The sequence below is a fragment of the Actinoplanes hulinensis genome (assembly GCF_019429605.1).
In the GTDB taxonomy this organism is placed as follows: Bacteria; Actinomycetota; Actinomycetes; order Mycobacteriales; family Micromonosporaceae; genus Actinoplanes; species Actinoplanes campanulatus.
In genome coordinates this window covers 81,537-95,025 of sequence record NZ_JAHXZI010000011.1, presented here as the reverse complement: position 1 = coordinate 95,025, position 13,489 = coordinate 81,537, and the positions used below count along the sequence as shown (strand labels likewise).

12 protein-coding genes and 1 tRNA gene are annotated in these 13,489 nt (G+C 71.5%); 3 read left to right on the top strand and 10 right to left on the bottom strand.

Features of this window, described 5'->3' with window-relative positions; all coding sequences use genetic code 11:
• Positions 1-18 precede the first annotated feature (18 nt).
• From KZ829_RS21575 to KZ829_RS21545, 7 genes are all read right to left on the bottom strand, one after another.
• Positions 19-1,077, bottom strand: a complete 1,059-nt coding sequence (locus KZ829_RS21575; protein ID WP_220145738.1) for a hypothetical protein — start codon at positions 1,075-1,077, stop codon at positions 19-21.
• Positions 1,074-2,321: a type VII secretion protein EccE gene (locus tag KZ829_RS21570; protein ID WP_308285601.1), complete on the bottom strand. Its 1,248-nt coding sequence runs from the start codon at positions 2,319-2,321 to the stop codon at positions 1,074-1,076. The genes KZ829_RS21575 and KZ829_RS21570 overlap by 4 nt, the downstream gene beginning before the upstream one ends.
• A gap of 55 nt (positions 2,322-2,376) precedes the next feature.
• On the bottom strand, positions 2,377-3,390 hold the full coding sequence (locus tag KZ829_RS21565; protein WP_220145737.1) for a glycoside hydrolase family 26 protein: 1,014 nt from the start codon (positions 3,388-3,390) through the stop codon (positions 2,377-2,379).
• Positions 3,387-5,081, bottom strand: a complete 1,695-nt coding sequence (locus tag KZ829_RS21560) for a glycosyltransferase family 2 protein (RefSeq protein WP_220145736.1) — start codon at positions 5,079-5,081, stop codon at positions 3,387-3,389. The genes KZ829_RS21565 and KZ829_RS21560 overlap by 4 nt, the downstream gene beginning before the upstream one ends.
• A 14-nt stretch (positions 5,082-5,095) precedes the next feature.
• Entirely contained in the window at positions 5,096-6,607 is a 1,512-nt protein-coding gene (locus tag KZ829_RS21555) for a glycosyltransferase family 39 protein (protein WP_220145735.1), read from the bottom strand.
• Positions 6,608-6,739: 132 nt separating this feature from the next.
• Positions 6,740-8,401, bottom strand: a complete 1,662-nt coding sequence (locus KZ829_RS21550; protein WP_220145734.1) for a right-handed parallel beta-helix repeat-containing protein — start codon at positions 8,399-8,401, stop codon at positions 6,740-6,742.
• A 20-nt stretch (positions 8,402-8,421) separates the two neighbouring features.
• The gene (locus KZ829_RS21545; protein ID WP_220145733.1) at positions 8,422-9,207 is read right to left on the bottom strand and encodes a hypothetical protein; all 786 of its coding nucleotides are present in this window, start codon (positions 9,205-9,207) and stop codon (positions 8,422-8,424) included.
• A 439-nt stretch (positions 9,208-9,646) separates the two neighbouring features.
• On the opposite strand from KZ829_RS21545, the gene KZ829_RS21540 reads away from it, so the two are divergent.
• Positions 9,647-9,901 carry a hypothetical protein gene (locus KZ829_RS21540; RefSeq protein ID WP_220145732.1) on the top strand — a complete coding sequence of 85 codons (255 nt, stop codon included), beginning with the start codon at positions 9,647-9,649 and terminating at the stop codon, positions 9,899-9,901.
• Positions 9,902-9,999: 98 nt separating this feature from the next.
• Positions 10,000-10,233, top strand: coding sequence for a hypothetical protein (locus KZ829_RS21535; RefSeq protein ID WP_220145936.1), 234 nt, complete (start codon positions 10,000-10,002; stop codon positions 10,231-10,233).
• A 180-nt stretch (positions 10,234-10,413) separates the two neighbouring features.
• On the opposite strand, the gene KZ829_RS21530 is transcribed toward KZ829_RS21535, so the two are convergent.
• The 3 genes from KZ829_RS21530 to cmk all read right to left on the bottom strand — a co-directional run bounded on the left by KZ829_RS21530 (position 10,414) and on the right by cmk (position 12,652).
• Positions 10,414-10,487, bottom strand: a tRNA-Pro gene (locus tag KZ829_RS21530).
• A 51-nt stretch (positions 10,488-10,538) separates the two neighbouring features.
• Positions 10,539-11,975 (bottom strand): ribosome biogenesis GTPase Der, encoded by a 1,437-nt coding sequence (gene der / locus KZ829_RS21525; protein WP_220145731.1) that lies wholly within the window; start codon positions 11,973-11,975, stop codon positions 10,539-10,541.
• Entirely contained in the window at positions 11,972-12,652 is a 681-nt protein-coding gene (cmk, locus tag KZ829_RS21520) for a (d)CMP kinase (RefSeq protein ID WP_220145730.1), read from the bottom strand. The genes der and cmk overlap by 4 nt, the downstream gene beginning before the upstream one ends.
• Positions 12,653-12,770: 118 nt before the next feature.
• Here cmk and KZ829_RS21515 point away from each other — a divergent pair, with 118 nt between their 5' ends.
• Positions 12,771-13,445 carry an enoyl-CoA hydratase-related protein gene (locus KZ829_RS21515; protein WP_220145729.1) on the top strand — a complete coding sequence of 225 codons (675 nt, stop codon included), beginning with the start codon at positions 12,771-12,773 and terminating at the stop codon, positions 13,443-13,445.
• The last annotated feature ends 44 nt before the right edge of the window (positions 13,446-13,489 follow it).

Below are 13,489 nucleotides of genomic sequence, written 5' to 3'. Positions count from 1 at the left end.
GCGGCCCGCGGCGCTGAATCAGCGCCGCGGGGCGCCGACCTCCCGGTGCTCGGCCTCGGTCTGCGCGAGGAACAGGTAACGGTCCGTCCCCTCGTCGATCAGAGCCATCATGTCGTCCGCCATGAATTGCAGGAACTGGCTGCTGTGCGGGCGCAGCCGTAGCGCCGAGGAGACCAGCGCCGCCTCGTCGCCGCCGAGGCGCTGCAGCAGGACGACCTGGGCGTCCTGCAGGGCCGGCACACCGGACCGGTCCAGTTGGCGCAGGACGGTGAGCTGGCTGCGCCACGGGCCGAGCGGTGTGGTCGCCGCCGGCCCGGTCATCCCGAGGTCGTAGACGGTGAGCATCGGCGCCTGCGGGGTGCCCGGCCCGGCCGGTCCCGGCGGCCCGTTGAGCACGCGCAGCCGGTTGTGCTGACCGGTCGCCCGCTCACCGAACCCGGCCCACGCGTGCGGCTCGTCGGTCACCACGGTCACCCGGGCGCCCATCGAGAACGCCCGGAAGACCACCAGCTGGGCGGCCCAGACGCCGCCGACCAGCGTCACGCGTACCGGCTCGGGGGTGAACAGTCGCAACGGGACCGCGGCGTGCTGCCGGTCGCGGCCGATGATCAGGCCGGCGCCGGTCGAGGGCGCCACGGTGATCCTCTTGAGCGTGGCCCGGGAGATGGTGTGCCGGCCGGCGTGCAGCCGGTGCATCCGCCCGGAGGGACGGACCCGGGCATCGGCCGCCGCCTCGGCACCGCCCTCCGGCGGCGGCCCGCCGCTGTCCGGCCGGTCGGTGACCGATGGCACGCCGACGGCGGCCAGCGCGCTCGGCGCGGCCAGCGGTGCGCTGGTCACCGCGGGCGCCGCCAGCCGCCGCGCCACCGGGTCGGCCGTCTCTGTCTCCCGCGGCGCCGGCGCGACCGGCTCGGCGGCCACCGGCGCGACCGGGGCCTCCGGGCGCGGCACGGCCACCGGCGGCGGCGCGAAGATCGACGGCGGCGGTGGAAGGGCCTGGAACGGCTGGGTCGTCTCCTCCTCGGGCCGCTGCGCCGGTCGTGGCCGCCAGGCCCCGTCCCGATCCGGATAGGTCATCCCGCACCACCACCCGTCGGCGCTGTGGCGTAGGCGGCCGGTCCCTGCTCGCCGTCGAGCGGTTCCACCTCCCCGCCGAACCGTCTGACACCTTCGACGAAGTGCCTTTCCAGAGCTTGCGGGTCGTCCTCGTGCCGGGCGGCCAGCCGGATCAGGCAGCGGACCGTGACATCGGTGCTGTCCGACGGGTCCAGCACGAGCGACACGCTGGTCTGCGCGGCCGGCACCGCGGAGACCCAGGTGAGCAGGTCGGTGATCGCGGCGGTGGTGCCCGGCCAGGTCTTGAGCCAGAACGTACGGTGGCTCAGCCGCGCCGAGTGCCATCGCGTCCACTCCTCGCGCACCTGGACGGCCCCGGCGGTGGCCGGGTCCACGTCGCAGGAGCGGAGCAGCGCGGCGGTCACCTCCGCGGCGTCGAGCACCCGGCAGCCGATGCCGAAGCGGCGCAGGCTGGTGGCGACCTTGCGGCCCAGGCTGGCGACCAGCGCCGCCGCGGCCTCCGGGTCGGCGGTGTGGTCCAGAAGGGCCCCGGCGAGCGTACGCGCGTCGATCCGGACCACCACCGCGGACTCGTGGTGGGCGGGCACCGGCACCGGGCTGAGCGAGCCGGCGAGCTGACGGTACGACGAGCCGGCCGGCGATGAGGGATGCACGTCCAGTCCGGTGGCCGGAACGGTGTGGGTGACCATCTGCACCACCAGCCCGGGCTGACCGGTGGCGGCGAGCACGTCGGTCAGGGTGTCCAGCGGCACCGGGCCGGCCTCCTGATGCACGGGCGCCGTGGGGTTCAGCGCGACGACGCTGTACCAGCCGGCGTCGTCGCGGGCGACACCCACCCGGGCTCCGTCGGGTGCGGACACGTCGCGGACCACCAGTCCCGCGGCGACCGCGTGCAGCGCCCGCAGCGGCCCGCCCACGCCGCCGGCGGTGGTGCCGCGCCGGCGGCGGTGCCGCCACGCGATAGTGCGGTTCTCGAGCCACCACCGCCCCTGCCGGCGGGCGAAGACCACTCCCAGCAGCGCGACGGCGCCGGCGCCGGCGGCCAGGCCCGCGGTGAGGCCCTGGGCCGCGGCCGCGCCCGCGCCGAGCAGCGCGGCCTCGGCGACGATGATCTGGCCGACGTTGACGGGGCCCAGGTATCCGCTGCGGCGTACCGGCCGCACCTCGGCGGCATCCGACGGTGACGGGCCGGCCGGCGTGGCGTTGATCATGGTCTGTCCCGGATGGCCGTTGCCCTCGATCACCGCGCTCCTTTCCACCGGACCGCCGGCAACCCACGGTGCACAGCGGCGAGAACGATCACTTTACGGCGAAGGAGAAGTCGTCGCGGTCCGGGTGGGTACGGAACACGCGGAGCGCCTTCGGATCGTTGTCGAGGACCCAGTCGCCGGAGCCGCGCGCGTTGAAGTAGACGAACCCGATGATCTCCTTGCTCTTCGCGACCTCGGTGAGCAGCTCCTTCACCGCGGTGGCGCGCATCGAGCCGGGCTCGGACCCGGTCTCCACGATCAGCACCGGCTTGGCGGTGAACCGTTTGATCTCGTTGAGCGTTGGCCGGAACAGCTCGGTGAAGTGCTTGACGCCGGACTGGGTGAAGTAGCCGTCCACGCCGACCCAGTCCACGTACCGATCCCCCGGCCAGTACGGCTTGAGCGCGACCCCGGGCAGGTAGTTGATGACGTTCGGCGTCCAGGTCCAGATCACGTTGGTGGCCCCGGCCCGCTCGAAGATCTGGTGGATGTGCCGCCAGGCGGCGACGAAGTCGCGGGGCTGGTTCTTGCGGGTGCCCCACGGATACCAGTGGCCGTTCATCTCGTGGGCGACGGTGAGCGCGATCGGCACGTTCAGCGTGCGCACCGCGGTGGCGAACTCGGTCAGGTAGTCGTCGAAGCGGCCGGCCGCGATGTCACCGAGCCCCTGTTTGAACGGCTCCCAACGGACGATGGGCAGCGCGCCGTGCTGGTAGATGTCACGCACCTCGGAGGCCGCGAAGTCGTCGTCGAAGCTCTCGTAGATCGTGATCATGTTGGGCTTCTTGCCGACCCGCTTCGCGAAGGCGTCCACCCGGCTCATGTCCTGCGGCGCACCCGAGATGGCGGTGCCGAAGTAGTCGCGGCTCGGATTGATCAGGTGACTGACGTCGTAGACGGTGGGCGCCGCGGAGGCGCTCGCGCCGGCGCTCGGCGGGACTGTGGTCCCTTCCGCGACGGTCTGCGCGGCCCGGTCCGCCTCCGGTGACGGAGCCAGCGCCGCGTAGCCGAACACGCCTGCGACGAAGACCGACATCGCGATGATCAGGTGCGGTGTCCTCATGAGTCCTGCCTCCGGGGGACGTCGCGTACCGGGTCGACCAGCAGCGCCTGCAGCACCGTGGCGAGGTAGACCGTCCCGGCCAGGAACGCGGGGGTGAACGTGGCCAGATCCATGGTGCTCATCCGGGCCGCCGCGGTCAGGGTCCAGACCAGCGCGGTGCCGAGACTCCACAGCGTGATGCCGGTGCGCAGCCGGCGGGTGCGCGACTTCTTCGCCGTGCTGCCGGTCGGCTGCCAGCCCATCGGCTGCCCCCGCAGCAGGTCCCAGATGGCGAAGGCGTGCGCCCAGCCGTAGACCAGTTTCACCGTCCACGTCTCGAACCGGTAGGACGTGCGGTGCCAGAGCGGGAAGACCACGAAGTTGTAGAGGACGCTCGGCACGATCAGCAGGTAGTGGTGCAGCTTCACGAACTGCGGGAAGAAGAAGAGCATCACGATCGGCACCATCGGGCCGACGAACGTGAACAGAGCCGTGTGCGCGTAATAACAGAATCCGGAGAAGTACGACAGGCGCTGGCGCAGCCGCATCCGCAGGTTCCAGAACTTCGTCGAGCCGAGCAGGCTCATCGAGCCGGCGCACCAGCGGTACTGCTGGGTGTAGAAGGAGTTCAGGTCGGCCGGGCACAGGCCGGCCGCCAGCGGCACCGGGACGTACCGCAGCAGCCACCCCTTGCGGCGCATGTCGAAGCCGGTGTGCACATCCTCCGAGTGCTCGATCAGCGTGGACCCGCCGATGTCGTCGAGCGCGGCGCGGCGGTAGATCGCGCAGCTGCCGACACAGATGGCGGCCTCGTGGTGCTGCCGGGAGACCTGCACCGAGCGGTAGAACAGCTCCTGCACGGCTGCCGCGCCGCGCTCCAGCCAGCCCTGGCCGCGGGCCAGCCGGAAGTACTGCGGCGACTGGAGGATACCCAGGTCGGGATAGGCGTCCAGGTACGGCAGCGTCTGGTCGAGCATGTCCGCGCGGGGCGTGAAGTCGGCGTCGAGCACCAGGACCATGTCACCCAGCGTGCGGTGGTACGCGTACCGCATGTTCCCGGCCTTCTTGAACCACCCGCGGTTGGGCCGCCGCTGGTAGACGAAGCCGAAGTCGAGCGCCATCTCCTGCCGTTCGGAGGAGGCGGAGTCGTCGAGCACGTACACACAGACCCGGCCGGGGTAGTGGTCGGCCATCATGTCCACGTGCTGCCAGGTGTTGCGCAGCACGTCGAGGGCCTCGCCGCAGACCGGCAGGAAGACGTCGACCGACGGGTACTGCTCCGGTTTCCAGCTCGCCACCAGCTCGCGGTGCCGGCGCAGGTCGAACCCGGGCGTGCCGACGTTCACCGCCAGCGAGATGAGGTAGTAGAGCACGGTGAACCCGAGCGCCGGCACCAGCAGGTACAGCCACGGTGACATCCGCAGGAACAGCACCTGGCTGACCAGCAGCGACCCGAAGCTGATCAACGAGAAGCCGGTGAGCACCCACAGCCGCCGCTTGCCGTAGAGGCCGGTCTCCTCGTCGGACGGCGGCGACAGCAGCGGGGCGGCCGCCCGGTCGCGCGACGCCACGCCCACCGCCCGCACACTCGGCCGGCGCTGCTGCGGGATGAGGTCGGACAGCGTCCGCGGCCGGCCGCGATCCCCGATCACCGGGAGAAGGGCCGTCGGTATCTCGATGATCACCGTGTCGTCGGGTTGGGTCGCCGTCATCCGTCCTCGCCTCGTCAGCCGGCCGGCTTACGGATGTAGAGCGCCACGGTGAAGCCCTTGAGCGGCCAGATCTCCGACTGCACGAAGTCCTGGCGCAGCAGCGCCTCCTTGGCGTCCCCGATGTTCTGCACGATGTTGGTCCAGCCGCCCTTGCGGACCACCCACACCCGGGACGGCTTGCCGAAACAGGACGGGATCTCCGCGTCCGGGCACTCCTGGGCGCCGAGGGTGCCCCCGGTCCGCGGGGCACGGACCATGAGCTTGTCGGCGGGCCGCTGCGCCGGCATGTAGCGCATGAACGCGTCGCGGCTGGTGCGCTGGTCGCCGTCGGCGAACGGCCCGAACAGCACCGCGTCGCCCGCCGCCTGGTTCGCCTTGATCACTTCGGCGATGTCGCGGCTGGCGTAATCGTGGCCGTACACTGTACGGATGTCAGCCTGCGCCGGGATCGCCAGCAGGCCGATCCCGAGCACCGCCACCAGGCCGCGCAGCACGCTCAGCCGGCACAGCGCCAGCCCGGCCAGCAGCGCCCAGGCGGGCAGGACGAACAGCAGGTAGCGCGGCACCCACAGCGGGGTGAGCTGGGCGACAGCCGCCAGGGCGGCCACCGGGGCCAGCGCCCACAGGGTCAGCGCGTGCGCGCTCGTGCGCAGCGACAGGGCGGTCAGTGCGAGCACGATCACCGCACCCGCGATGATCGTGGCGCCGAACAGGCGCTCCGGCGTCTCGGCGAGGCGGTCCCAGGTCAGCGGCGGGATCCAGCCGATCTGGCCGCCGCTCTGCACCTGGCCCAGATAGAGCACCGGCAGGGCCGGCGAGACACCCACCAGCACGGCGCAGGCCCAGGCAAGGAACGGCCGCCAGGAACGGCGCACCCGGACGACCAGCAGCAGGTGGGCGACGAGCAGCAGCAGCGCCACCACGTGCGACAGGCCCAGGACCAGCACGGAGAACGAATACCCCACGTAGGCGCGGGCCCGGGGACGCTCGACCAGGCCGATCAGGACGTAGGTCGACACCGCGGCGGCGAGCATGACCAGCGCGTACGGGCGGGCGTCCTGAGCGTAGCGGGAGAAGCCGGGCAGCAGCGCGAAGACCAGGCCGGCGGTCAGCCCGGCACGGCGCCCGGCCAGCCGGATCCCGATGCCGGCGACCACCGCCGCGGCAGCCGCTCCGAACAGGACCGACGGCAGTCGCAGGAGCAGGTCGGTGTCGCCGGCGACGGCGGCCCACAGGCGCAACAGGACGTAGTAGGCGCCGACGCTGGCGTCCACGTTCTCCAGCACACCGCGGAACTCGGCCCAGCCGATCGTGACCATGCCCCAGGTGGCCAGCTCGTCCTCGCTGAGCCCGGGCCTGGCCAGGTTCCACCAGCCCAGGCCACCGGCGACTAGGAACGGGACCAGCCAGGACAGGACGGTCAGCCGCGGATTGGTGAGCGGCTCCGGCTCGTCCGGGCGGTCCTCCGGCGACGGCGGCCAGGTCGCCGGTCCACCGTCGGCCGGCTCCGTCAGCTGGTGGGGCACCCGGACGATGATCGCCGTTTGATCAGTGCTCGTGGCCCGCATGGTCGGTAAGCGTCCTGACATTCGTGGTTGTCACTGCCCGGGTGGATGATCATGAAGCTCGGTCTCTCGGATCGGCCAGCGTACCGGCAATCAGCGGATCGCGGTGAGCAGATCATCGAGGACGAACGCGCACAGATCCTCGCGGCTGGGCATCCGGCCCAGCGCCCGCAGCCGTCCGGATTGCGCTTTCCGCATGCCTTCCAGCAGCTTGCGGGCTTCTCGGGCGTTGCCGAAGTTACGGTCGCGCTCCAGTTGGGAGAAATACTCGTGGAGTGCGTCACTCAGGCCCGGCGCGAAGGTGTAGTCGTCGTTCCGGGCGATCCGGTCGGCGATCATCACGAGTTCGTCCGGTCCGTAGTTCTCGAACTCCAGGGTCTTGGCGAACCGGGACGCCAGACCGGAGTTGGCGTCCAGGAAGTCGGACATCTCCCGGGTGTAGCCGGCGACGATCACCGCGACCTGGTCCCGGTGGTCCTCCATCAACTTCACCAGGGTGTCGATCGCCTCCTGACCGAAGTCGGCGGCCGCCCCGCCGGCACGGGCCAGCGTGTACGCCTCGTCGATGAACAGCACGCCACCCATCGCGTCCTCGAACACCTTGGTGGTCTTCTCCGCGGTGTGCCCGATGTACTGGCCCACCAGGTCACGCCGGGACACCTCACGGAACTCACCGTTGGGCAGCACGCCCAGCGCCTTGAGCAGCTTGCCGTAGATGCGCGCGACGGTCGTCTTGCCGGTTCCGGGGGCGCCCGTGAAGATCAGGTGGTGACTGGCGGCGCCCACCGACAGGCCCGCGCTGCGCCGCCACTCGTTCACCTGGATCTCGTCGATCAGCGCGCGGACCTCCGCTTTCACCCCGGCCAGACCGATCATGGAATCCAGCTCGGCCAGCAACTGCTCGACCTCGGCCTCGTTCCGGTCGGTGGCGCCGTCGGTGACGCCCACGCCGGACTTCGGCGCCGCGCCCTCGTCCAGGGTGACCGCCGGGTTCGCCGTCGGGTCCACGTCGACACCGGGCGCCGCGGTCGCCTCGACCCGGCACCGGTCGACGACACCACCGCAGCCCGGGCCGAAGGCGATACCGACTCCCCGGGTGTCGTGGATCCAGCTCTCCACGATCGTCGGCGCGCCGCCGTTCGCCACGACGATGCCCGCGTCACCGGTGCCCGAGATGTCGCACCGTTCGATCGTCGGCCGCCCGGACTGGTAGACGTAGACGCCCCGGTGACCGCAGTCCGCCACGGTCGTGCTCCGCACCACCGGGTCGGCGCCGAGGCGCACGATGATGCCGTCGTCGGTGACGCCCCGCACCTCGCAGGACTCCACCGTTCCGCCCGCGTCGGAGAAGACGAGACCGTGCTGGCCGCGCAGCACGCGTACCTCGCTGGCCTCGACGGTCGCGCCGTCGCTGGCCTGCAGGCCGGCGCCGTAGCCGGCGGACAGCTCGCACCGGCGCAGCCGCAGCCGGCCGCCGGTGGCGGTGACCGCCGGGTAGTCGCCGCTGGTGAACACCACGCCCTCGACCGTGACCTCACCGGACACGACGGCGAGCGCCGGGCCGTCCAGCGCGGTCGCCTCGATCACCGCCGAGCCGGCCTCGCCGGCGGCCCGCACCGTGAGCCGGCGCCCGGCGACCCGCAACCGCTCGGCGTACGTGCCGGGCGCGAGGGAGATGACCGCTCCGTCGGGCGCCACCTCGAGAGCGTCGGCTATGGTCGGATAGGCCCCGGGTACCGCCAGGGTCGTGGCCACGAGCACTCCTTAGAGGATCATCACAGGGTGAACGTCTCGTCACGGATCGAGTTGACGACCTTCTTCAGGTGGTCACTGGTGGCGAGCGGCGCGGTCAGGCGCACCACCAGCTGACGATCGATCTGGCCCTCCGGGGTGGACCGCCAGAACGCGACGTAGACCAGACCGTACATGCGCTTGCCGTCGATCTGGGTGGTCTCGGCCCAGGTGGCGAACGGGCCGCTGCGGGTCCACTGCAGGCCCCACGCCTCCTCGCGCTGCCGCAGAGCCGTGCGCCGATCCTCGGTGCACGGCGTCTCGCAGGTCCGCACGGTCAGGTCGCCACCGCCCGCGTCCCCGCCGCCGCACCGGTAGTGAGCCGCGGCCGCCGCCGTGGCCACCTGCTCACAGTTCCACGTCGGCGGGACGCGGAAGTCGAAGCCGACGCCGTCCAGCCCCTTGATGGGCTTCGTCGGCTCGGTGGACACGAAGGTCGGCCAGGACGACGGCCAGCCGCCGCCGACCGGCGGCTCCACCCCCGGCGCGGTGGGATCGCCCAGCAGCAACTGCTCGTCGGTCGGCGCCAGCGTGGCGCTAGGCCGGGGAGCCGGGGCCGGGTCGTCACGCAGCGACATCCCGGCCGCCGTGCCACCGGCGCCGGCGACCAGCCCGGCGAGGGCCGCCAGTGCGACGACCAGGCCGGCACGCCGCCGCTTGACGGGCGGCCTGGGCGGAAACCGCAGCGGGGGTACGGGCCGGTCGTTTCGCTCAGCGTGAGACGACGGTCCGACCCGGGCGACCGCCGGGTCGTCCACCGGTGTGGACACCTCGGCTTCCACAGGCCTCGGCGCGGGTTTTGGCGCGGGCGCAGGCGCGGGTGCAGGCGCAGGCGCGGGTGCAGGCGCAGGCGCGGGTGCAGGCGCGGGCGTAGGCGCGGGTGCAGGCGTAGGCGCGGGTGCAGGCGTAGGCGCGGGTGCAGGCGTAGGCGCGGGTGCAGGCGTAGGCGCGGGTGCAGGCGTCGGCGCGGGTGCGGGCGCCACCTCCGGAACGGCGACCGGAACAAGGCGCTGCCCGAGCACCTCGAAGACCTGCCCGGCGCCGCTGCCCTGCTCCGGCGCGCAGGCCACCCACGGCCGCGGGCCCTGGTAGTCCCTGCCGACGATCGGGAGACGGTCGGCGGTGGCGTTGGCGAGCGCGTCCGCCGCGGCCCCGAACGCTTTGCGCCAGCGATCGTCGGCTGAGGCCAGCTCATTGAGCACGGCCACGGTGACGGCTTCTCCGCGCGCTCCGACGCCCGACCAGACGTCACCGACCTCGCAGGTGCTCAGCGCCTGCTGCAAACGGTACTGCCCGGCGGTCCGCATGTGCCTCTCCGTCTCCAGCCTCGCGTCGCCCCGCCCGGACACGGTGACCTGGAGGCTGGGCGCGATCAAGGAGTGTAATGGGTACCGGCCCGCCCGCCTCGACGAAGCCCTCCTCCTGGCCGCCGTGGGCGCGGTCCACACCGAACGCGCCGGCTGAGCCGCCCAGCAGCACCGCACGCCGGGCACGCGAACCGGCGATGTCGTACCCCTTCGCTATGTTCGTCGGCGTTCCCCCAAGGCCGAAGGGTGGCCCGGATGCCGGCGGAAACGACGTATCTCGAACTCTCCGAGGACAGCGGGAGCTCCCACAAGTTCTACGAGGTGACGGTCGACGGCGCCGATCTCGATCCTCGCCGATGGCCGAATCATGGCGGTGTCTGCCCGGTCGCATCGCGAATTACCGACGAGACGGCGGAGTGGCTGGCTGATGTCGTGGACTTCGTGGCGTCCGAGCGGAACTCGCCACCACGGGAGTCGACATCGTCGTGATCCGCGAGGACGGCGTCCGTCACGGGGCACCGGGACTACCGCCACCAACCACGATCATGAAGTCACCGGCCACCGAGAGGGCCGGCGAACCAAACAAGGTCACCGTACGGGCGCCCGTTTCGGCGAGGTGTCACGACATCGACAAATGCAAAAGGCCAGCTACGCTGGCCTTTTGTTAAGTCGGGCTGACAGGATTTGAACCTGCGACCCCTTGACCCCCAGTCAAGTGCGCTACCAAGCTGCGCTACAGCCCGATCCCGCCCGGAACCCCAGCCCCGCGCGACATCTCCTAAAGACTAGCAACCTCACCCGTGGGCTTTTCCGCGACCCCCCGGCCCTGTCTTCTTGCGGGGCTTCACCGAGATCTCCACCGGCGTGCCCTCGAAGCCGAACTCCTCGCGCAGCTTGCGCTCGATGAAGCGCAGGTAACCGGCGTCGAACGGGCCGGTCGTGAACAACACGAACCGCGGCGGCGCCACGCCGGCCTGCGTCGCGAAGAGGACCCGCGGCGCGCGACCACCACGAACGGGGTGCGGCGTTGCCTGCGTCAGGGCGGTCAGCCACTGGTTGAGGGCGCCGGTCGGGATCCGGGTCTCCCACGACGCCAGGGCACGGCGGATCGCCGGGGCCAGCTTGTCGACGGCGCGGCCGGTCTTCGCGGAGATGTTCACCCGGACGGCCCAGGTGACCCGCTTCAGGTCCCGGTCGATTTCCTTGTCCAGGTAGAACCGGCGGTCCTCGTCCACCAGGTCCCACTTGTTGAAGGCGATGACCAGGGCACGCCCGGACTCGATGACCTGGGTGATCACCCGCTGGTCCTGCTCGCTGATCACCTCGCCGGAGTCCAGCAGCACCACCGCGACCTCGGCGGCCTCGACGGCGCCGGCGGTGCGCAGGGACGCGTAGTACTCCGTACCGGAGGCCTGGTGCACCCGCTTGCGGAGCCCGGCGGTGTCGACGAACTGCCAGACCTCGCCGTCCATCTCGACCAGGCTGTCGACGGGGTCGACGGTGGTGCCGGCGACCGAGTCGACGACCGCCCGTTCCTCCTTGGCGACCCGGTTGAGCAGGCTCGACTTGCCCACGTTCGGGCGGCCGACCAGCGCCACCCGGCGCGGGCCGCGCGGACCGCCCTCGGTGACCGGCGGCGTCGGCGGCAGCGACTCCAGGATCTGGTCGAGCAGGTCGCCGGAGCCACGGCCGTGCAGGGCCGAGATCGGGTACGGCTCGCCGAGCCCCAGCGACCACAGCGAGACGGCCTCGAGTTCGAGGTTCTGGTTGTCCGCCTTGTTGGCGACCAGGATGACCGGCTTGTGGCTGCGGCGCAGCATCTTGACGGCCGCCTCGTCGACGTCCGTGGCGCCGACCGACACGTCGACCACGAACACGACCACGTCGGCGGTCTGCACCGCGATCTCGGCCTGGTTGGCGATGGCCGCCGCACGGTCCTTGGCGTCGGGCTCCCAGCCGCCGGTGTCGACGACGGTGAACCGCCGCCCGCTCCACTGGGCGTCGTAGGGCACCCGGTCGCGGGTCACGCCGGGCTTGTCCTCGACGACCGCCTGGCGACGGCCGATGATCCGGTTGACCAGCGTGGATTTGCCCACGTTGGGCCGCCCGACGACGGCGACGACGGGCACCGGGCCGGTGAATTCCTCGGACGAGGAGTCAGGGGAGGAATCGGAAAACTCGAACCCGCCCTCGAAGTCGTTGAGATCGAGGCCGGCGGGAAGTTCAGTCACTTACTTACCTTGCTGTTGAGTAGACCGAGTAGATGCTGGACGACCTCGTCGATACCCATACCGGTGGTGTCGACCTCGATGGCGTCGGACGCCTGCTTGAGCGGGTCGACGGCACGGCTGGAGTCGAGCTTGTCGCGGCGGGCCAGGTCGGCCTCGGTCGCGGCGACGTCGGTGGCGTTCTCGGCGCTGCGGCGGGCGGCGCGGGCGGCGGCCGACGCGGTCAGGTAGACCTTGAGGTCGGCGTCGGGGGCGACCACGGAGGCGATGTCACGGCCCTCGACGATGATCCGCGGGTGGGCGGCGATGATCGCCCGTTGGAGCGCGACCAGGTGCTTGCGGACCGCGGGGACGGCGGCGACCACGGAGACCGCGCCGGTCACCTCGGAGCCGCGGATGGGTCCGTCGACGTTGGTGCCGTTGGCGGCGAAGTGCGGGGCCGTCGGGTCGGTGCCGATCGACAGCTCGGTCTCCAGCGCGATCTTGGCGATCGCGTCGGGATCCGCCAGGTCAGCGCCACCCTGCAGGACCGCCCAGGTGATCGCCCGGTACATCGCGCCGGTGTCGAGGTAGACCCCGTCGACAGCGCTGGCCAGTCGCCGGGAGACGGTGGACTTGCCCGATCCGGACGGGCCGTCGACGGCCACCACGCACTTCTCCGGCCGTTCCGAAAGCGCCACCGTTCCTCCTGAGGGGTTCTCATGGCAAACCAACCCTCCCATTGTGCCGGGGCTCGGAGCCATCGACGAACCGGGGCCGGTCCGCTATGTTACCGACAGGTAACTAAGGAGGCCCGGCATGCCGACCCTTGACCGCCACGACGACGTGTACGTCCTCGACCTCGGCGACACCGAGAACCGGCTCCATCCCGACATGCTCACCGCGCTCAACAAACTGCTCGACGAGATCGAGGCGGACATCCGGAACGCGCCACGCCCGGTAGCCCTGGTCACCACCGCGAGCGGCCGCCACTACAGCCTCGGGCTCGACCTCGACTGGCTGGCCGGCCACCCCCAGGAGCGCCTGGCGTACGCCATCTCCGTACACGATCTCTTCGCCCGGATCCTGACCCTCCCGATGGTGACCGTGGCCGCGATGCCCGGCCACGTCTTCGCCGGAGGCGCCATGCTCTCGCTCGCCCACGACCTGCGCATCATGCGCGCCGACCGCGGCTTCTGGTGCCTGCCGGAAGCGGACATCAACCTGCCCTTCACCCCCGGCATGAGCGCCCTCATCCAGGCCCGCCTCACCCCACAGACCGCACACGAGGCGATGATCACCGCCCGCCGCTACGGCGGCCTCGAAGCCGCTGAGCTGCGCATCATCGACCAAGCCCTCCCCGCCGACGACGTCCTCCCGAGCGCGATCTCGCTCGCCGCGTCGCTGGCGAGCAAGGCCGGCCCCGCGCTCGGCACGATCAAAACCCGCCTGTACCCCGACGTTCTGCAAGCGTTGCGCTCACCCCGGCTCTAGACGTACGCCCAAAGCGCACCGCCCGGCGCAACAGCCACCGGCTT